The organism is Mycobacterium sp. NGS40, from assembly GCF_059812735.1.
On sequence record NZ_JCALDG010000005.1, the window covers coordinates 108544 to 126396 of the forward strand.

Here is a 17853-nt window from a genome sequence, read left to right on the forward strand (position 1 = left end):
TCAGACTCCGACGGCGCGTTCCAGGTCTTTCAGCGACTCCTCCAGATGCGCGAGCAGCCGCTGCAAATGCGGGACGCTACGCCGGCACCCGACCAGCCCGAAGTCGAGCTTGTCGGCATTGCTCACCAGCGTGATGTTCAACGCCTGGCCGTCGAGAATCGCCGACAGCGGGTAGCTGCCGTCCAGGCGGGCGCCGCCGTAGTACATCTGCTCACGGGGTCCCGGAACGTTGGAGATGATGATGTTGAACGGCGGTGACGTCGAATTCACCCATCCGGGAACCACCGACATCGCCAGCGCGCTCATGTTCACCGCGGAAAGCGCCAACGCCTGTGCTCGCGGCAGCTGGGAGAACACCGTCTTGTTCTTGTACATCGACTCGCTGATCGTCTCCAGCCGGTTGGCGGGATCCTCGATGTCGGTGGCCAGGTTGCACAGGATGGCGCCGACCAGGTTTCCGCCGGCATCGGCCTCGTCCTCACGGCGCAGGCTCACCGGGACCATCGACAAGAGCGGCGTTTCCGGCAGTGCATCCCGCTCGAGGAGGTAGTAACGCAACGCACCCGAACACATCGCCAGGACGACGTCGTTGAGCGTGACGCCCGCCGCGTTTTTGACGTTCTTGATGCGGTCCACCGACCATGACTGCGCGGCACACCGGCGGGCGCCGCCGATCTTGACGTTGAGCATCGTGCGCGGGGCGCCGAACGGCAGCGTGAGTTGCTGTTCGAACAGCGCCGCACGGGCCAATGACAACGTCGACGGGGCAAGTGCGGCAAGGGATCCCGCCGCATGCATCAACGCACTCAACCGCGACGTCGGCGCGGATTTGCGCTTGGATTTAGGTAGGCTCCAGGGTGCCCGGATCTCGGTGTCCTCGGGATCGGCGGACAGTGCGCGTTGCATCAGCTTCAGCGCCGAGACGCCGTCGATCAGCGAGTGATGCATCTTGGTGTAGATCGCGAACCGGCCGTCCTTGAGTCCCTCGATCACGTACGCCTCCCATAGCGGGCGGTGGCGATCGAGCAGGGCGCTGTGCAGCAGCGAGGTCAGCTCGAGCAGATCGCGGACCCGCCCAGGCGAGGGCAGCGCGGAGCGCCGGACGTGATAGTCGATATCGAGGTCCTTGTCGTAGGACCACCCGAGGTTGGCGATGCCGCCCAAGAAGGTCGCCGGACGCTTGAGAAAGGTGGGCTGGAAATCACGCTGGACCACCAAGCTGTCGTAGAACTCCCGCACAAACTCCGGACCGGCGCCGCCCGGGGGTTCGTACAGCTGCAGGCCACCGACGTGCATGGGGTGTTCACGGGATTCGCCCAGCAGAAAGATCCCGTCGGCGGGGTTCATCAGTTCCATCACCCAATTAGACCGCGATCGAGGTGGGAAGCGAAGGCGCAATCCTGCGCAACCATGCCGGGAAGCGTCGCGTTGCGCCTGGGCGCACCGGCGGCTGACCAGACGCCGGCGGTCACGCCTTTGCGTACATCGCCTCGATCTCGTTGGCGAACCGCATCCTGACGATGTTTCTCTTCACCTTCAGAGTGGGAGTCAGTTCACCGGTGAGCACGGTGAAGTCGACCGGCAAGATCCGGAATTTGCGGATCGATTCGGCATGCGACACCGCACGATTGGCTTGTTCGACCGCTCCGCCGATCTCGCTGACCAATTCGGGGTCGTCGGTCAGATCTGCGACAGAGTCGGTCGCGCCCTTACCGTGGTGCTGCTTCCACACCTCGAAGCCCTCAGGGTCGATCGCGATGAGCGCGGCCACGAAGGGCCTGTTGTCGCCGACCACCATCGCCTGACTGATCAGCGGGTGTGCCCGCAGCTGATCTTCGAGGACGGCCGGGGCAACGTTTTTGCCGCCCGCGGTGACGATGATTTCCTTTTTGCGGCCGATGATCGACAAGTAGCCGTCGTCGTCCATCGTGCCGAGATCGCCGGTGTGGAACCACCCGTTGGTGATCGCCTCTCGGGTGGCCTTGTCGTTGTGCCAGTACGCGCTGAACACGACGCCGCCGCGCACCAGCACCTCGCCGTCGTTGGCGATCGCCATGCTGTTGCCGGGCAACAGCTTTCCCACCGTGCCAAGACGCTCCTCGCCGATCAGGTTCACCGTGATCGCGGCGCTGGTCTCAGTGAGGCCGTAGCCCTCATAAATGGTCAGGCCCGCGCCCCGGTAGAAGTGGCACAAGCGCTTGCCCAGCGGGGCCCCACCGGAAACCGCCGCGTGGCAGTCGCCGCCCAGCGCAGTGCGCAATTTGTGGTAGACCAGCCGATCGAACAGAGCGTGCCTGGCTCGCAATAGCGGCCCCGGACCACCGGCATCCAGCGCCATGCTCCACTCGATCGCCGCCCGCACGGCCGCCTCGAAGATCCCCCGCCTCCCGCTGTCGTGGGCTTTCAATTCTGCTGTGTTGTAGACCTTTTCGAAGACACGCGGAACTGACACGACGACAGTGGGCTTGAACGCGGCCAAGGTCGGAATCAGGTGTTTGATGTCGCCGGTGTAGCCGATGGTGACTTTGGTGGCAAAGGCCGACATCGACAATGCGCGGGCCAATACGTGAGCCAGCGGCAAGAACACCAGCAGCCGTTGGCCCTTGCACAGCAACGTCGGGAAATACATTGCCGCACCACGTGTCTCGCAGAGCAGATTGGAATGCGTCAACTGGCAGCCCTTAGGCCGGCCCGTTGTACCCGAGGTATAGATCAGCGTCGCGGGGTCCGCGGCCCGCAGTGCCGCCAGCCGCTTGGTCAGTTCGCCCGCTTCGACCGATTTCCCGGACGTGGCCAGCTCCTCGAGCGCGGATAGCCCGCCCGTCTCGAGGTGCAGGATCTTGCGCAGTGCGGGCAGTTCGGTGCTCAGTTCCTTGACCAATTGGCCGTGAGCATCGCTTTGGGTGATCACCAACACCGCGCCCGAATCCTCCAGCACCCAGCGGACCTGCTCGGCCGACGAGGTGTCGTAGATGGGGACGGTGACCGCTCCGACCGAGAGGATCGCGTAGTCGAGAATCACCCACTCGTAGCAGGTGGCCGCCAAGATCGCCACGCGGTCTCCGGCGTTCACCCCCTCCGCGATCAGGCCGAGCGCGGTTTCCCTGATCTGCTGAGCGGCTTGCGCGCAGGTCACATCCCGCCACACGTCGTTGACCAGACGCTGAAAGATCACATGATCGGGGTCGTCCCGCTCATGCGCATACACACTGGCGACGATGCTGTCACGCTCGTCGATGCTGAAGTTCGCGGGAACGCTGAATTCACGCATGATCAGACGACTCTCGAAGACAGTGGGTATCCACGAGACCCACCTCCTGGCTGTAGCTATTCCTGGCCCGACGCTAACCGCACTGACCGCGCGGTTCCAGTGGCCATAGGTCCCGGCCTCGAGGGCCGATGGACTCATAGGGTTCAGCTTTCGCCGATCGACCACACCGAGGTGGCGATAAGGTCTCCGCGGTCCAGGGCGGCGGCGCGATGTTCGTGGACCTTGAGATAGTCCTGATTCGTCACCATGTCGATGAAGGCCTGCGGCGACGGGTATTCAACGACGAGAATCGTATCCCACCAAGGCTTTTCACCCTCACCGATCACTGCCGCAGGTGATCCGCCCATATAGCGGACCACGGCACCGGCACGTTCGAGATGCGGTGTGACCTCGCGCCCGTACTGGGCGTAGCGCTCCAGGCCGCCCTCGGCCTTGAACTTCAGGAGGTTGATCATCACCACCGGCGCGTCGGCCGGCCGCGCGGCGAGCGCCGCGAATTGCTCGGGGGTGGGTTGCAGCTCGCTCATCTGAATCTCCCTGCCGTCGTGCGATCACATGCGAGACGAAAGTACCTCGACTCCCTCACCGCTGCGGCGCGAAAGCGCCCACGGCCTTCCCGCGAGCACGGTCACTACTTAGAGCAGATCGGTGATGGTCTTCAGACCCGCCTCGTAGAGCACGCCGGGCATCATGCCGCCGTCGCATTCGATCGTGGTGCCGTTGACGAAGTCGGCCTGCCCGCCGGCCAGGAAAACGCAGACGCGTCCGACCTCTTCGGGCTCACCGGCGCGGCGCATCGGAACGGCGGCGAAGTATTTCTCCCCGGTCGGATCGTCTTTGGGCAACACGAACGAGCGGAAGTTCTCGGTCATCGTGGGACCCAGGGCCACGCAGTTGACGCGCACCTTCGGCCCCCACTCCTCGGCCAGTGATCGGGTGAGGTGGTTGAGGCCACTCTTGGCCGCCCCGTAGGAGACCAGGGTCGGCGAGCCCGCCGGGTGCCCGGCGCCGCTGGAGATATTGATGATGCATCCGACGCCGTCCTGGGTCGCCATTTGCCGATAGGCCCGGATGGCGAACCAGAGCGGGCTGATCAGGTTCATCTGGACGGCGAACGCGTGGAAGAGCGCAGTGCGTTCGTACTCGTCGTCGCTCGGCGGCGCGCCCTGAATCCGTTGCACGAGTTCGGGAATGCTCTCCACATGTGGCGCGGGAACGGTGCCGCCGGCGTTGTTGACCAGGATGTCGACCCGGCCGTGAGTGGCGACCACGTCTTCGACGAAGGAATCGATCGAGCCGCAGTCGCCCTGATCGCAGACGCGCTGCGAGGCCCGTGGCGCCCATTCGGAGTCGGCGTCGACGCCCGGGATGGTGTCCAACGGCCCGCGTGAACAGCCGATGACGGTGGCGCCGGCACGCAGCAGTTCATGTGCGATGCCGACGCCCACGCCCCGGCTGGTTCCGGTGACGATTGCGATCTTGCCCTCGAGGACGCTCATGAACAGCCCTTCCTACCCGAAGCCATGATTGACAGTGACTGTCAGCGGGTCATACTGTGCCATTTCGGTCGTTGGCATGTAAAGGCGTGCAATCGAAAGGACACCGATGAGTAGTTCGGCCAAGCTTCGCGTCATTCAATGGGCGACGGGCGGTGTGGGCAAGGCCGCCATCGCGTGCGTGCTCAACCACCCGCAGCTCGAACTCGCCGGCTGTTGGGTGCACAGCGCGCAGAAGAACGGAGTCGACGTCGGCCGGATCATCGGAACGCAGGACCTTGGCGTGACCGCCACGTCGAGCATCGACGAGATTCTGGCGATGGACGCGGACTGCGTGATGTACAGCCCGTTGGTGCCTAACGACGACGAGGTCATCGCCATCCTGCGGTCCGGCAAGAACGTGGTCACCCCGGTTGGCTGGGTCTACCCGGATCCGGGCAACAAGCGTCACCAAGCCGTCGCCGATGCCGCAGTGGAAAGCGGTGTGACCCTGCATGGTTCGGGTATTCACCCTGGCGGCATCACGGAGCGGTTCCCGCTGATGATCTCGTCGCTCTCCTCCGCGGTCACCCACGTGCGCGCCGAGGAGTTCTCCGACATCCGCACCTACAACGCACCGGATGTGGTGCGCCACATCATGGGTTTCGGCGGTACTCCCGAAGAGGCCATGGGGGGACCCATGGCCAGCCTGCTCGAGGCCGGATTCAAGCAGTCGGTGCGAATGATTGCCGATCACATGGGATTCCGCATCGACCCCAATATCAGGACCATACAAGACGTCGCGGTGGCGACAGCCGAAATCGACTACGCCCCATTCCCGATCACCAAGGGCTCGGTTGCCGCGCGCCGGTTCCGCTGGCAGGCTCTGGTCGACGGCGAACCCGTCATCACGGCTGCCGTCAACTGGCTGATGGGTGAGGAAAACCTGGATCCCGCATGGGATTTCGGAGGAATCGGCGAGCGATTCGAGGTGGAGATCACCGGCGACCCGGACGTGAAACTCACTTTCAAAGGCCTGCAACCGGAGACGATCGAAGAGGGGCTGATCAAGAATCCGGGCGTGGTGGTCACCGCCAACCATTGCATCAACGCCATCCCGGACGTTTGCCTGGCAGAGCCGGGTATCAAGACCTACCTGGATCTGCCGCTGTTCGCCGGGCGTCCGGCGCCCAATCTCGCGAAGCCATCGTGACCGGCGAAAGCGTGCTCGACGACGTGTCGTTCTGCCACCTCGTCGTCGGTGTTACCGACATGGACCGCGCGCTGGCGTTCTACCGGGGCGTGCTCGGAATGGAGATCGTCTTCGAATCCCTGATATCCGGCGAGCCTTTCGACGCGGTGCTGCACGCCAACCGCAAACAAGAGGGCCGGGTGGTCGGTGGCCTGCTGGGCGGGTTGATGATCGAGCTGCTGTCTCTGGGCAGCAGGCCGGCCACCGATCGGGTAGCTCGGCGGGGCATCACCGGCATTCACAACGTGTCGTTGTCGGTCACCGATCTCGACGACACCCACCGACGCGTCATCGCCGCCGGTTACCCGCCCGATCAGGAGCCATTCGAGATCGGCGGAGTCCGAATGTTTTTCGTGAAAGACCCGGACGGCACACCGGTGGAATTCATCGAACTGCCCGACGGGGTGCGTAGCACCTACGAAATGTACCGCGGCGTACGGCTACAGATGGGACCCGCCAGATGAGCTACACCCATCCCGATTCGATGCGCGGCCACGTCGCCATCATTACCGGTGCGGCTCAAGGCGTGGGCAAGGGCACCGCGACGGCGCTGCTGGAACGCGGCGCATCGGTGGTGCTGGCCGACATACAGGCCGACGTCTTGGACGCGACGGCCAACGAGCTCAAGGACTTGGGTCCGGTCGCAAGCGTCGTCGCCGACCTGCGCGACCCAGAGAGCGCGCAGCGGATCACCGCGGCCGCGGTCGATGCATTCGGGACCGTGCACGGGCTGGTCAACAATGCCATTGCCACCAACGAGCCCAAGGCATTCGTCGACATCACCCTCGAGGACTTCGCGCTCGGCCATGACGTCGGCCCCCGCGCGACCTTCCTGCTGATGCAGGCCGTGCACCCGTTGATGGTCAAGGCCGGCGGCGGGTCGATCGTCAACCTCGGCTCCGGCACCGGAACCGGCGGCGAACCCAAGTGGGGCGGTTACGCCACCGCCAAGGAAGGCATCCGCGGCTTGTCCAAGGTCGCGGCGCTGGAATGGGGACGCGACAACATCCGCGTCAACGTCATCTGCCCGTTCGCCGAATCCGACGGCGTCAAGTTCTGGAAGTCGTTTGCGCCCAAGGAATATGACAAGGCCGTAGCGCGTGTTCCGATGAAGCGCATCGGCGACGTCCGCACCGATGTGGGAGCGCTGGTGGCGTTCCTGCTGGGCAGTGACGCCACGTTCATCACCGGTCAGACCATTCACGTCGACGGTGGGATCGGCTGCTTCCGGTGACCGGCGAGTCGCTGCGGGATCGCCAGCGGGCTCAGATCCGCGCCGATATCCGGCGCGCGGCGTTCCGGCTGTTTGTCGAACGCGGATACGACGCGGTAACCACCGAGGAGATCGCAACTGCCGCAGGCGTTTCGCCACGAACCTTCTTCCGGCATGTGCCGACCAAGGAGGAGTTGCTGCTGGCGCCGGTCCGCCACGGCGGCGCCGCGATCGTCAATCACCTCGAAAAGCGCCCCGCCACCGAGGCGCCCGACGTTGCTCTGATCAACGCCATCATCACGCGGACCCAGTCGTTCGACCAGTCCGACTGCGAGGAGTGGCGCGCCGCCTTGCTGGTTGCTCCGGGCCTGCTCGACAAGGCAACGATCCACACTCCCGCCGACAAGGAGCGGGCGATGAAACTCGTCGCCGAACGCATGGGCACCGACCCCGAAGCCGATATGCGGCCCGGGCTGCTGATCCAGCTCGCCTTCGGTGCTGCCGATTTCGCGTTCCAGCAGTGGGTACTGCGGTCGGCCAACCGACAGCCGCTGGACCGCTATGTGATCGAGGCTCTCGAGGCGGTCAAGAGCAGCTACTGGAAGCGAAGACGCTCCACGAACTAGGTCGTCGGAGATTCATCCTCACACACCACTGGCGGTCTGATTCGATATCTGTTTATATAGATGTATGTCGAATCAGACTACGGCGGCGTGTTGCGCGAGTCTCGGGGTGGCGCCGCTGGACGACTCGCAGGCCGCAACCTTGGCGACGATGTTCAAAGCGCTGAGCGACCCGGTACGTCTGCGGTTGCTGAGCCTGATCGCCAGCCATCCCGGCGGCGAGGCTTGTGTGTGCGAAATCTCCGCAACGTTCGATGTCTCCCAACCGACGATTTCTCACCACCTCAAATTGTTGCGCTCAGCGGGTCTGATCAACTGCGAGCGACGCGGCACCTGGGTGTACTACTGGGTGATTCCCACCGCATTGCAGCAACTTTCGTCGGCATTGAAGGTCGACGGCGTAGCCGACGCGAGAGTGGAGTGCCACCCGTGACGAGGCCGGGAACACAGGCGGTCGCAGCGGACACCGTCGCCCGGCTTTCGCTCCTGGACCGGATGCTTCCGGTGTGGATCGGAGTGGCCATGGCGGCCGGTCTGCTGATCGGCCGGGCGGTGCCCGGTTTGGGATCGGCGCTGAGCACCGTCGAAGTCGACGGCGTTTCGCTGCCGATTGCGGCCGGTCTGCTGGTCATGATGTATCCGGTACTGGCCAAGGTTCGTTATAACCAGCTCGGCGAGATCACCAGTGACCGCAAACTGCTGGTGTCCTCGCTGGTACTCAACTGGTTGATCGGCCCGGCAGTGATGTTCGCGTTGGCATGGCTGCTGCTCGCCGACCTGCCCGCGTACCGCACCGGGCTGATCATCGTCGGGCTGGCTCGCTGCATCGCGATGGTGATCATTTGGAATGACTTGGCGTGCGGCGATCGCGAAGCCGCCGCCGTTCTGGTCGCGCTCAATTCACTCTTCCAGGTGGCGATGTTCGCCGTCCTGGGCTGGTTCTATCTTTCGGTGCTGCCCGGCTGGCTGGGCTTGCCGCAAACCGGTATCAACGTTTCCCCCTGGGATATCGCCAAATCCGTGCTCGTCTTTCTCGGCATTCCGCTGCTAGCCGGGTACCTGTCCCGCTGGCTAGGCGAACGAACCAAGGGCCGTCATTGGTATGAGACCCAGTTCCTTCCCCGTGTCGGACCGTGGGCCTTGTACGGACTGCTGTTCACCATCGTCATCCTGTTCGCGTTGCAAGGTCACCAAATCACCTCCCGGCCTTTGGATGTCGCGCGAATCGCGATCCCGCTACTGGTCTACTTCGCGATCATGTGGGCTGGCGGATATGCCCTTGGATTGGCACTGCGGCTCGGTTATGCCCGGACCACCACGTTGGCGTTCACCGCTGCCGGCAACAACTTCGAACTGGCGATCGCGGTGGCGATTGGCACCTACGGCGTCGCGTCCGGGCAGGCTCTCGCCGGAGTGGTCGGACCCTTGATCGAGGTCCCCGTCCTCGTCGGGCTCGTCTACGTCTCCCTGGCGCTTCGGGGTCGGCTCTTTCGTAAGACGTCAGACGCGGACAGGAGGGAGGGCGATGGCTGACGATCCAAGTGTCCTATTCGTGTGTGTGCACAATGCCGGCCGCTCCCAAATGGCCGCGGCGCTGCTGATGCATCTGGCCGGAGACCGTATCGAAGTTCGTTCGGCGGGAACTGAACCCGCCGATCGCCTGAACCCCGTGGTGATCACGGCGATGTCCGAACTCGGAATCGACCTCGCCGGCCGGACGCCTCGGCTTCTGACCGGCGAGGCCGTACAGTCCAGCGACGTCGTGATCACCATGGGCTGCGGTGACAGGTGCCCGTACTTTCCCGGCGTCTCCTACCGCGACTGGCAGCTGCCGGATCCCGCCGGCCAAACCCTGGAAGCCGTGCGCGCCATCCGCGATGACATCGCCCGCCGCGTCAGGGCGCTGATCGCCGAACTCCTGCCCACCACCTCGAGCACATAACCGCAGCCGAAGAAAGGAACCGCCATGTCGCGAGTGCAACTAGCCCTCAACGTCGACAATCTCGACGAGGCAATTACCTTTTACTCCAAGCTTTTTGACACCGCGCCCGCCAAGGTCAAACCCGGCTACGCCAATTTCGCCATCACCTCGCCCCCGCTCAAGCTGGTCCTGATTGAAAACCCGGACCACGGCGGTACCCTCAACCACCTCGGCGTTGAAGTTGGCGACAGCGACACGGTGCACGCCGAGATCGGCCGGCTTACCAACGAAGGCCTGTTCACCGAGGAGGAACTCAACAGCACCTGCTGCTTCGCAGCCCAGGACAAGGTTTGGGTCACCGGCCCCGACGGCGAGCGGTGGGAGGTCTACACCGTCTTAGCCGACTCGGATACCTTCGGTCCCGGGACAGACGAAGCCTGCTGCACGGCCTCCTAGCGCCGACCGCGTCTCACGCTTGCTCGTCCTGTATGCCAAACGCGTTGACCGCCATGGCCAGTAGGCAGTAGCCCCCGATGGTGAACACCAGGTCCATGCGTTCGGGGTCGGTGAAGTGGCGGCCCAACTGATCCCAGGTGGCTGCAGAAATGGTCCCGGTATCGACCAGATCGTCCGCCGCGGCCAGTACCGACCGGTCGGTGTCGCCGGCGAGTTGCCCGTCACGAATGGCGTCGATCTCGTCGGCGCTCAACCCTGCCCGGCGCGCGATCGGGAGGTGATGCGACCACAGGTAGGGGCAGTTGCGCCGGTGCACTGCCCGAAGCAGCGCGATCTCCCGTACCCGTGGCGACAGCGTGGAGCCGTTGAGCAGGTAGGCGTTGAACGGCAGATACGCCCGCGTCAGATCGGGATGGCGCACCAGCGTCGACAAGATATTGCCGGCGCCTTCGGGGTGGGCCCGCTCGGCGGGGATCAGCGACGCGATGGCGCGCCGGCTGCGCTCGTCCCATTCGTCGGCCGGCAGCGGGGTTAGCCGCGGCGGGTGTCGGTCGGTCATGTGGGCCTACTGGATCGGCTCGTCACCCAGCACGGTGGTACGCAGCATTTCGCGCTGCGAGTCGGGGTCATACGGCGCCGCGCGGTGCAGCACGCCGCGGTTGTCCCAGATGACGGTGTCGCCGATCGACCAGTTGTGGCTGTAGACCTTGTCCGGGGTGGTGGCGCGTACCAGCAGCTGCTCCAGCAGGGCGCGGCCTTCCTCCAGATCCATGCCGACCACGTAGTCGGCGGAAGCCCCCAGCACCAACGACTTTCGGCCGCTGCGATGTGTCCACACCAGGGGGTGTTCGTGGGTGCGCCGCGACCGCCACTGTTGCAACTGCTTCGGAGTGGGGTCGGGCGTGACGCGTCGTTGGGAGGCTTCCAGCGAGTGCACCACCCGCAACGCGCCGCACCGCTCTTTCTCGTCGTCGGTCAACGCATCGTAAGCCGCGTAGGACGAGGCGAATTCGGTTTCGCCGCCCCGCTGGGCGACCTGCTTAGCGGAGAGGACGGTGGCTTTTTGCGGGTAGTCGTCACCGGTCGGCGTGCAGCCGTCGATATGCCAGTCGAACGTCGCTTTGAGATAGGCCGCCGAGGAGTTCTTTGACTTGTCCAGCGTGACGGGGTAGATGCCGGCGACCGGGTGATGACCGTCCGAGGAGTAGTCGATGGCACCGAGTCGGTGGCAGAACGCGACCTGGGCTTCCGGCTCCAGGTGCAGCCCGCGGAAGACCAGAACACCGTTGTCCTCCAAGGCATCCAAGATGGTTTGACCGACCGGGTCGTCGGCGGCGAGGTGGGCGGGATCCAGGCCGGCGACTTCGGCGCCGACGGAGTCGCTGAGCTTGGTGACGGTGAGCAGACTCATGGCCTGTCCTTTCTGGCAGTGACGATCCAAAGTGTCTGCCGCGGTTAAGGAATGGGTTCGCCGGTGCGGATCATCACCGCGTCCGCGGCGTCGGTCGGAGCGGGTTGATGCATGACCTCGACGGCCATGGCGACCATGATCAGGGCGTAGATCAGGTGCAGCAGGTTCAGGGCATCGTCGGGCAAGTCGTCCAGCGGGAACTTATCGCAATAGTCGATGGCCTCTTCGAGCCGTGGGAAGAATGCGTCGTAGAACGCGTGCATGTCGGCCATGGTGCTGGCCATCCGCGCGTTCCAGCGTTCGGTTTCGGTGGCCAGGCACCAAACTCGGGCGTAGGTTTCCAGCTCTGCGAATCCGGTGGGCAGCAAGGTGTCCGGCATGGTCACACTCCTGCGGGCGTCTTTTCGCGGCGGTAGGCCTCAACCCAGTCCACGACGGTCTTGTGCAGATGGCGTACCAGGATCTCCTGGTCGTTGAGCGGAAACCTGTCGACAATGCCGTACTCCAACGCGGCCTGGGTACCACCGAGCATGCCGGCGTCCTGCAGCGCGAACTCCTTGAGAACCACGGCGGCGACTTCATGTTCGATGCGCTCGCGCACGCTGCGCGCCGGGCTGAAGTACGTGTAGGCCTCGAACCGGTGTGTGTTGTGGGAGGTCGGCCAGTACCGGTACAGCAGATACCAACCGCCGTAGATCAATATCTCGAGGTTGGGGAAGATCTGGAAGTTGCTGATGCCCCACGGCTCGATGCCACCGGGGTTCAGTCCGGTCGGCAACTCGCCGATGTCCGGGGTGCGCCAGGGCCCGACGAGCCCACTCTTGGTTACCCGCTCGATCGGATACATGTACTCGTCGGGCAGCAGCCAGCGGCGCCGTCCCGCCGTCGACACCAACCGGTGTGGACCGTCGAGTTGGAAATGGCCGCAGGTGAATCCGGCCTTGGGGTCACGTACCTCCGGGGGTACCTGCTGCGAGTGCAGGGACGGCACGTGGTAGTACTCCTGGAACGCGTCGGCGAAGATCTTCCAGTTGCTGTTGTTGTGAGCGACCCATTCGTAGCGCTCGGTCAGTTTGTCGAAGGGGTAGCCATCCAGACCGGTGATCATCGGACCCAGGAACTCACGCAGACTCTGTCGGGGTTCCGCGTCAAAGTTGATGAAAATGAAGCCATTCCAGATGTCGCAGTGCACCGGCTTCAGGCCATAGTCGGCGGTGTCGAGATCGAAGAACTCCGATTCCTGCTGCACGAACTTCAACGTGCCGTCGAGGTCGTAGCGCCAGCCGTGGTACTTGCAGGTGAACTGACGGCACGTGCCGCGGGTCTGTTCGTTGGGAAAGTCGTTCCACACCAGTTTGTTTCCGCGGTGACGACAGACGTTGTAGAAGGCCCGGATTTGTTCGTCGCGCCCCTTGACCAGAACGACCGAGGTTCGGGCGACCTCTATTTCCTTGGTGACGTAGCTGCCGACGCGCGGCAGCTCGTCGACGCGGGCGACATTGAGCCAAGCACGTTTGAAGACCGCTTCACGTTCGGCCTCGAAGAACTCTTCCGAGGTGGAGTCGGCGAAGGAGACGTCGCCGGTGCCCAACTCGGGATAGTGCTCGGTCCAGGAGCCCTCCGGGGGCCTACCCGCTCGCAACATCTGAACCTCCCTGTGCGACTGTCACATCACCGCTCCGCCGTTAACCCCGAGCACCTGCCCGGTGATGAAACCGGCTTCTTCGGAGACCAGAAACCCCACCGCAGCGGCGATATCGGCCCCGGTGCCCAGATGGCCCAACGGGATATTGCTGGCGATCTCCGCGTTGGACTTGAGGTATCCCGAGGCCTGCGCCTGGTGCTGCATCGGGGTTTCGATGCCCGAGGGCGGAATGTTGTTCACGGTGATCCCGTATGGGGCGTACTCACGGGCCAGCGACTTGGTAAGCGTGATGACCGCACCCTTCGACGCCGCATAATGTGCGGCGAACGGTGACCCCCGCTGAGCGCTGGACGACGAAATCATAACGATCCTGCCCCATTTCGCGGCGACCATGTCCGGCAGCGCGAGCTGGCAACTGTGAAACGTCCCGGTCAGGTTGACATCGATGATCTTCGCCCAGGACTCGGGGGTGATCTCGGAGAACGGCGAAAAGCCGAACATCCCGGCGCTGGTCACCAACACCGACACCGGGCCCAACTCGCTGCGAAGTTTGGCGAATGCCTGCTCGACGCCGGCCCGGTCGGTGACATCGACGCCGACGCCGGTCGCCGCGGTTCCGGCCGCGCGTAGATCTTCGGTAACCCGTTGTGCTGCATGCTCATTGATGTCGAGGACGGCGACGTCGAGCCCACGTCGGGCGAGCTCGTGACAGGTCGCCTCACCCATGCCGGAAGCGCCGCCGGTCACCACCGCAACCTTGCTCACTCGTAAACCACCCGCACCGTGGCGCTCGTCGGCAGGGCCTGACACGTCAGCACCCAGCCTTCGGCCACTTCATCGACCTCGAGCGCGTCGTTATTGAGCATCCGGGCACATCCCTCGGTCAGCCGCGCCATACATGTTCCGCACGAGCCGACTTCACACGACGACGGCGGAGCAAGGCCGGCCATCCGTGCGGTCTGCAGCAAGGTGTCGCCTGCCGAGTAGGCCACCGTGGTGGTGGTTCGATCCAGCTCGATAGTCACCTTTTCGGTGGCGACACCGGCAGGTCCGGCATACGCGGGCGCACGGGACTCCTGCATGAAGGCAGAGTATCAAGTACTTGTTATTCATCTCAAGTACTGGTTATATCCCGCTGGGTGAGCTCGTTCCCGGTGCCCTTTTCCACGACGCGGCCCAGCAATTCGCGCAGCGTCTCTTGCTCCTCGGCACTGAGCACGCCGAATACCTGTTCGTGTGCGGCGATGGCGTCACTGAGGACCTCGGTGACGACGTCTCGGCCCTGGTCGGTCAGATAGGCGCGCAGGATGCGCTTGTGCTGCGGATCTTGCTTGCGTTCCACCAAGCCGCGCCGTTCGAGTGCGGTGAGTGCCAGTTGCAGGCCTTGTGGGCTGATCAACAGGCGCCGGGCCAGTTCGGCACCCGAGAGGCCGGGTTCATTGGAGAGCTGGCGCAGCACACCGATTTGTGCGGTGCTCACGCCGTGGGCGCTGATCGCGTCGTTAACGGTGGTCAGCGAGAAGTAGAACGCCTGCTTGAGCAGCCACAGGATGTTCTCGGTGAGTTCCATAGCTGTCTCCTCCGTCACGGCGCCGTCGTCTTGTAGATGTGGCCGTTCTTCATCACAAACGAGACGTCGAGTGTGGCGGCAATGTCAACGCAGGGATCACCCGCAACGGCGATGATGTCGGCGAGATAGCCGGGCGCGAGGCGGCCCAGCTCGTGGTCGGCCTCCACGAGTTCGGCGGCCACCACCGTGGCCGCACGGATCGCTTGCATCGGCGTCATGCCCCGGTCCACCAGCGCGCGGATCTCCTTGGCGTTCTGGCCGTGCGGAATCGCCGGCGCGTCCGAGCCGCAGGCGATGCGAACGCCAGCGGCAATCGCCTTGGGCAGCATGGCTTTTGCGCGGGGGAATACCTCCTGCGCCTTCTTGCGGAGTTCCGGCGCGATCCGGTCGATCGCCATCGCCTCGGTCAGATACGTGGTGGAAACTAGGAAGGTGCCGTGGTCGACCATCATCTGAATCGTGTCGTCGGTGGCCAGGAATCCGTGTTCGATGCAGTCGATTCCGGCCCGTATGCACGCGCGGATCGCGGAGTCGCCGACGGCATGCGCGGCCACTCGGACCCCAGCGCGGTGCGCCTCGTCGGCGATGGCGGCGAATTCCGCGTCCGAATACTGCTGGGCGCCCGGGGCAGTGCTGTGCGACATGACGCCGCCGGACGCCGATACCTTGATCAGCTTGGCGCCGTGGCGAATCTGGTAGCGAACACAGGCGATAACGTCGGGCACTCCGTTGGCGATGCCCTCGGCGACCGACAACGGCATCACCCCGGGGGCCAGCCGTTGGAATACCGTGGGATCCAGGTGCCCGCCGTAGGGAGTCACCGCATGGCCGGCGGGATAGATGCGCGGACCGGCGTGCCAGCCCTGGTCGATCGCCCGCTGTAGTGCGACGTCGAGCAGATACCCGCCGGTCTTGACCATCAGGCCGAGGTTGCGCACGGTGGTGAACCCGGCCTCCAGCGTCGTACGCGCATTCACCGCGCCCCGCAGTGTCCGATACGCGGGATCGTCCTGAACGCCGTGCATCGGGGCCGGCAAGCCGTCGGGACCACCGGGGCCGCCGATGAGCAGGTTGAGTTCCATGTCCATCAGGCCCGGCAGCAGCGTGACGTCCCCGAGGTCGATGATCGTCGCCGAATCCGCAACTGGCCCTTGGGGATTTATCGCGGTGATGCGGTCACCCTCGACCACCACCACCGCCGGCGAATTGACCTGGCCGGAGTCGACGTCGGCCCAGCGGGCGGCCCGCAGGACAGTGGTCATGGAACGGGCTCGGACACGCAATCAAGCGACGCCGCACCGGAGTCGGGAACGCGCGGCTGTTTCCAGCACTCCACCGGAAACGACACCATGATCATCGAATACAGCAAGTGCATCAGATTGAGGACATCTTCGGGCAGGTCGTCGAGCGGGAACTTGTCGCAGTAGGAGAGGGCCTCCTCCGCGCGCGGAGTGATCGCGTCGTAAAAGGCCTTCATCTCGGTCATCGAACTGGCCAACCGCTTGGCGTAGCGCTCCGGCTCGGTCGGCAGACACCATTGCGCAAAGGCCTCGAGGTCGGCGAATTCGGTTGGCAGCAACCCAGACATCGCGGTCACACCCCCGCCTTCGATGCCGCGGCGGTGCGCCGATACTCCTCGATCCATGCCGCTGTCTCCTTGTGCAGGTGCCGGATCAGGATCTCCTGGTCGCAGAGCAGGAACCGGTCCAGCACCTCAGACTCGATCATCGACTGGGTCGCTTCCAAGGTATTGGCGTCCTGCAGGCCATATTCCTTGAACGACACCGCGGCCAGTTCCTGAGCGACTCGTTCCCGCGGGGTGCGCGGCCGCGGGAAATACAGGGTGCCCTCGAAGATGTGGCTGTTGTAAGAGGTCGGCCAGTAGTGGTAGGTCAGATACCAGCCCTGCCCCCAGATGAGAATGACGAAGTTGGGGAAGATTTGAAACGAATCCAGGCCCCACGGTTCACATTTCGCGGGATTCAGTCCGGGCGGCATTTCGCCCAGATCGGGCTTGTCCCAGGGCCCGAACAAACCGCTCTGACAGATGTCCTCGATCGGCTTGCGCATGTCCGCGGCCATCTCCCAGGCCCGGACACCCGAGGTGCTCACCAGCCGGTGCGGGCCGTCCAGGCGATAGTGCGGCGCTTCAAAACCCGCCTCGGCAGCGGCTTTTGAATACGCGGTCGGCGACTGGTTCGCGTGCAGTACCGGCGCGTGATAGAACTCCTGGAACGCATCCATGTATAGCTTCCAGTTCGCCTTCACCTGCGAGCGGTAAGCCCACCGCGACGTCATCTGACCGAAGGGGTAGCCCTCCAACCCGGTCACCATCGGCCCTAGGAAATTTCGCAACGACTGCTCGGGCTTCTTCGCGAAGTTGACGAAGATGAAGCCTTCCCAGACCTCGCAGTGCACCGACACCAGCCCGTATCGGCTCTTGTCGAGATCGAAGAACTCCTCCTCCTGCTGGACGAAGGTGAGGTTGCCGTCCAGGTCGTAACGCCACGCGTGGTACTTGCAGGTGAACTGCCTGCATACTCCGCTAGTCTCCTCGAGAGGCATGTCGTTCCACACCAGCTTGTTGCCACGATGCCGGCAGATGTTGTGATACGCCTTTACCTCGCCAGATCCTGTACGCACCAAGATGATTGAGGTGTTGACGACCTTAAGCTCCTTGGTAAAGTAGCTGCCCTTGCGTGGAATCTGGTCAACGCGACCGACATTCAGCCAGGCCCGCTTGAAGATCGCATCCCGCTCCAGGTCGTGGATCTGCGGGCTGATCGAGTCCTCATAGGACACCGGCGCGGTGCCCAGTTCGGGGTAATGCTGCGTCCAGCTCCCCTCCGACGGCTTGGGAAATCGAGGCATGACCGCTCTCCTGTCGGTTCCGATGTCGGATTCCTCGGGCTAGCCCGCAGAACTCCGTCGGGCCGACGGTATATCCTCGAACCGTTAATCACAAGTAGTTGATATTCCCGCGTCGAGGGGTTCCCGCATCGACATCGTCGGACGT

19 protein-coding genes and 2 pseudogenes are annotated in these 17853 nt (G+C 64.0%); 7 read left to right on the plus strand and 14 right to left on the minus strand.

Annotated elements, in window-relative coordinates; genetic code table 11:
* From AC5Y5O_RS09805 to AC5Y5O_RS09820, 4 genes are all read right to left on the minus strand, one after another.
* Positions 1 to 1356 carry a WS/DGAT/MGAT family O-acyltransferase gene (locus AC5Y5O_RS09805; RefSeq protein ID WP_096290487.1) on the minus strand — a complete coding sequence of 452 codons (1356 nt, stop codon included), beginning with the start codon at positions 1354 to 1356 and terminating at the stop codon, positions 1 to 3.
* 112 nt (positions 1357 to 1468) lie between these two features.
* Complete coding sequence (locus tag AC5Y5O_RS09810; RefSeq protein ID WP_500024862.1) at positions 1469 to 3271, minus strand: AMP-dependent synthetase/ligase; 1803 nt, start codon at positions 3269 to 3271, stop codon at positions 1469 to 1471.
* A gap of 143 nt (positions 3272 to 3414) precedes the next feature.
* Positions 3415 to 3798 (minus strand): DUF1330 domain-containing protein, encoded by a 384-nt coding sequence (locus tag AC5Y5O_RS09815; RefSeq protein WP_500024864.1) that lies wholly within the window; start codon positions 3796 to 3798, stop codon positions 3415 to 3417.
* A 108-nt stretch (positions 3799 to 3906) separates the two neighbouring features.
* Positions 3907 to 4770, minus strand: a complete 864-nt coding sequence (locus AC5Y5O_RS09820; protein WP_096290490.1) for an SDR family NAD(P)-dependent oxidoreductase — start codon at positions 4768 to 4770, stop codon at positions 3907 to 3909.
* A 106-nt stretch (positions 4771 to 4876) separates the two neighbouring features.
* On the opposite strand from AC5Y5O_RS09820, the gene AC5Y5O_RS09825 reads away from it, so the two are divergent.
* From AC5Y5O_RS09825 to AC5Y5O_RS09855, 7 genes and pseudogenes are all read left to right on the plus strand, one after another.
* Entirely contained in the window at positions 4877 to 5959 is a 1083-nt protein-coding gene (locus tag AC5Y5O_RS09825) for an NAD(P)H-dependent amine dehydrogenase family protein (protein WP_500024867.1), read from the plus strand.
* The gene (locus tag AC5Y5O_RS09830) at positions 5956 to 6462 is read left to right on the plus strand and encodes a VOC family protein (RefSeq protein ID WP_096290492.1); all 507 of its coding nucleotides are present in this window, start codon (positions 5956 to 5958) and stop codon (positions 6460 to 6462) included. Before AC5Y5O_RS09825 ends, AC5Y5O_RS09830 begins: the two co-directional genes overlap by 4 nt.
* Positions 6459 to 7232: an SDR family NAD(P)-dependent oxidoreductase gene (locus AC5Y5O_RS09835; RefSeq protein WP_096290493.1), complete on the plus strand. Its 774-nt coding sequence runs from the start codon at positions 6459 to 6461 to the stop codon at positions 7230 to 7232. The genes AC5Y5O_RS09830 and AC5Y5O_RS09835 overlap by 4 nt, the downstream gene beginning before the upstream one ends.
* Positions 7229 to 7837 carry a TetR/AcrR family transcriptional regulator gene (locus tag AC5Y5O_RS09840; RefSeq protein WP_096290494.1) on the plus strand — a complete coding sequence of 203 codons (609 nt, stop codon included), beginning with the start codon at positions 7229 to 7231 and terminating at the stop codon, positions 7835 to 7837. The genes AC5Y5O_RS09835 and AC5Y5O_RS09840 overlap by 4 nt, the downstream gene beginning before the upstream one ends.
* Positions 7838 to 7901: 64 nt before the next feature.
* Positions 7902 to 8267, plus strand: coding sequence for an ArsR/SmtB family transcription factor (locus AC5Y5O_RS09845; protein WP_096290495.1), 366 nt, complete (start codon positions 7902 to 7904; stop codon positions 8265 to 8267).
* Between the two features lie 62 nt (positions 8268 to 8329).
* Positions 8330 to 9776: pseudogene (gene arsB / locus AC5Y5O_RS09850) on the plus strand (ACR3 family arsenite efflux transporter).
* A 24-nt stretch (positions 9777 to 9800) separates the two neighbouring features.
* A complete protein-coding gene (locus AC5Y5O_RS09855; RefSeq protein ID WP_096290497.1) occupies positions 9801 to 10211 on the plus strand; it encodes an ArsI/CadI family heavy metal resistance metalloenzyme in 411 nt (136 codons plus the stop codon).
* Between the two features lie 13 nt (positions 10212 to 10224).
* Here the strand turns inward: AC5Y5O_RS09855 and AC5Y5O_RS09860 are convergent, their stop codons facing one another.
* The 10 genes and pseudogenes from AC5Y5O_RS09860 to AC5Y5O_RS09905 all read right to left on the minus strand — a co-directional run bounded on the left by AC5Y5O_RS09860 (position 10225) and on the right by AC5Y5O_RS09905 (position 17708).
* Positions 10225 to 10770 (minus strand): carboxymuconolactone decarboxylase family protein, encoded by a 546-nt coding sequence (locus AC5Y5O_RS09860; protein ID WP_096290498.1) that lies wholly within the window; start codon positions 10768 to 10770, stop codon positions 10225 to 10227.
* A gap of 6 nt (positions 10771 to 10776) precedes the next feature.
* Complete coding sequence (locus tag AC5Y5O_RS09865) at positions 10777 to 11622, minus strand: TauD/TfdA dioxygenase family protein (RefSeq protein WP_096290499.1); 846 nt, start codon at positions 11620 to 11622, stop codon at positions 10777 to 10779.
* A gap of 44 nt (positions 11623 to 11666) precedes the next feature.
* On the minus strand, positions 11667 to 12002 hold the full coding sequence (locus AC5Y5O_RS09870; protein WP_096291434.1) for a hypothetical protein: 336 nt from the start codon (positions 12000 to 12002) through the stop codon (positions 11667 to 11669).
* A 2-nt stretch (positions 12003 to 12004) separates the two neighbouring features.
* The gene (locus AC5Y5O_RS09875) at positions 12005 to 13267 is read right to left on the minus strand and encodes an aromatic ring-hydroxylating oxygenase subunit alpha (RefSeq protein WP_500024874.1); all 1263 of its coding nucleotides are present in this window, start codon (positions 13265 to 13267) and stop codon (positions 12005 to 12007) included.
* A gap of 21 nt (positions 13268 to 13288) precedes the next feature.
* Positions 13289 to 14032: an SDR family NAD(P)-dependent oxidoreductase gene (locus tag AC5Y5O_RS09880; RefSeq protein ID WP_096290501.1), complete on the minus strand. Its 744-nt coding sequence runs from the start codon at positions 14030 to 14032 to the stop codon at positions 13289 to 13291.
* Positions 14029 to 14295, minus strand: a pseudogene (locus AC5Y5O_RS09885) (2Fe-2S iron-sulfur cluster-binding protein); the annotation flags it as partial. The gene AC5Y5O_RS09880 and the pseudogene AC5Y5O_RS09885, both read right to left, overlap by 4 nt.
* A gap of 86 nt (positions 14296 to 14381) precedes the next feature.
* Positions 14382 to 14837 carry a MarR family winged helix-turn-helix transcriptional regulator gene (locus tag AC5Y5O_RS09890; protein ID WP_096290503.1) on the minus strand — a complete coding sequence of 152 codons (456 nt, stop codon included), beginning with the start codon at positions 14835 to 14837 and terminating at the stop codon, positions 14382 to 14384.
* A 14-nt stretch (positions 14838 to 14851) separates the two neighbouring features.
* The gene (locus tag AC5Y5O_RS09895; RefSeq protein ID WP_096290504.1) at positions 14852 to 16099 is read right to left on the minus strand and encodes a metal-dependent hydrolase family protein; all 1248 of its coding nucleotides are present in this window, start codon (positions 16097 to 16099) and stop codon (positions 14852 to 14854) included.
* Positions 16096 to 16425 carry a hypothetical protein gene (locus tag AC5Y5O_RS09900; RefSeq protein WP_096291435.1) on the minus strand — a complete coding sequence of 110 codons (330 nt, stop codon included), beginning with the start codon at positions 16423 to 16425 and terminating at the stop codon, positions 16096 to 16098. The genes AC5Y5O_RS09895 and AC5Y5O_RS09900 overlap by 4 nt, the downstream gene beginning before the upstream one ends.
* A gap of 5 nt (positions 16426 to 16430) precedes the next feature.
* Positions 16431 to 17708, minus strand: a complete 1278-nt coding sequence (locus AC5Y5O_RS09905) for an aromatic ring-hydroxylating oxygenase subunit alpha (RefSeq protein ID WP_096290505.1) — start codon at positions 17706 to 17708, stop codon at positions 16431 to 16433.
* Positions 17709 to 17853 lie beyond the last annotated feature (145 nt).

Coding starts and splice junctions, on each gene's coding strand:
- AC5Y5O_RS09815 (WP_500024864.1), bottom strand. CDS start 3,798: ATGAGCGAGCTGCAACCCACCCCCGAGCAATTCGCGGCGCTCGCCGCG.
- AC5Y5O_RS09895 (WP_096290504.1), bottom strand. CDS start 16,099: ATGACCACTGTCCTGCGGGCCGCCCGCTGGGCCGACGTCGACTCCGGC.
- AC5Y5O_RS09810 (WP_500024862.1), bottom strand. CDS start 3,271: ATGCGTGAATTCAGCGTTCCCGCGAACTTCAGCATCGACGAGCGTGAC.
- AC5Y5O_RS09835 (WP_096290493.1), top strand. CDS start 6,459: ATGAGCTACACCCATCCCGATTCGATGCGCGGCCACGTCGCCATCATT.
- AC5Y5O_RS09890 (WP_096290503.1), bottom strand. CDS start 14,837: ATGGAACTCACCGAGAACATCCTGTGGCTGCTCAAGCAGGCGTTCTAC.
- AC5Y5O_RS09855 (WP_096290497.1), top strand. CDS start 9,801: ATGTCGCGAGTGCAACTAGCCCTCAACGTCGACAATCTCGACGAGGCA.
- AC5Y5O_RS09865 (WP_096290499.1), bottom strand. CDS start 11,622: ATGAGTCTGCTCACCGTCACCAAGCTCAGCGACTCCGTCGGCGCCGAA.
- AC5Y5O_RS09805 (WP_096290487.1), bottom strand. CDS start 1,356: ATGGAACTGATGAACCCCGCCGACGGGATCTTTCTGCTGGGCGAATCC.
- AC5Y5O_RS09845 (WP_096290495.1), top strand. CDS start 7,902: ATGTCGAATCAGACTACGGCGGCGTGTTGCGCGAGTCTCGGGGTGGCG.
- AC5Y5O_RS09825 (WP_500024867.1), top strand. CDS start 4,877: ATGAGTAGTTCGGCCAAGCTTCGCGTCATTCAATGGGCGACGGGCGGT.
- AC5Y5O_RS09870 (WP_096291434.1), bottom strand. CDS start 12,002: ATGCCGGACACCTTGCTGCCCACCGGATTCGCAGAGCTGGAAACCTAC.
- AC5Y5O_RS09860 (WP_096290498.1), bottom strand. CDS start 10,770: ATGACCGACCGACACCCGCCGCGGCTAACCCCGCTGCCGGCCGACGAA.
- AC5Y5O_RS09875 (WP_500024874.1), bottom strand. CDS start 13,267: ATGTTGCGAGCGGGTAGGCCCCCGGAGGGCTCCTGGACCGAGCACTAT.
- AC5Y5O_RS09905 (WP_096290505.1), bottom strand. CDS start 17,708: ATGCCTCGATTTCCCAAGCCGTCGGAGGGGAGCTGGACGCAGCATTAC.
- AC5Y5O_RS09820 (WP_096290490.1), bottom strand. CDS start 4,770: ATGAGCGTCCTCGAGGGCAAGATCGCAATCGTCACCGGAACCAGCCGG.
- AC5Y5O_RS09900 (WP_096291435.1), bottom strand. CDS start 16,425: ATGTCTGGGTTGCTGCCAACCGAATTCGCCGACCTCGAGGCCTTTGCG.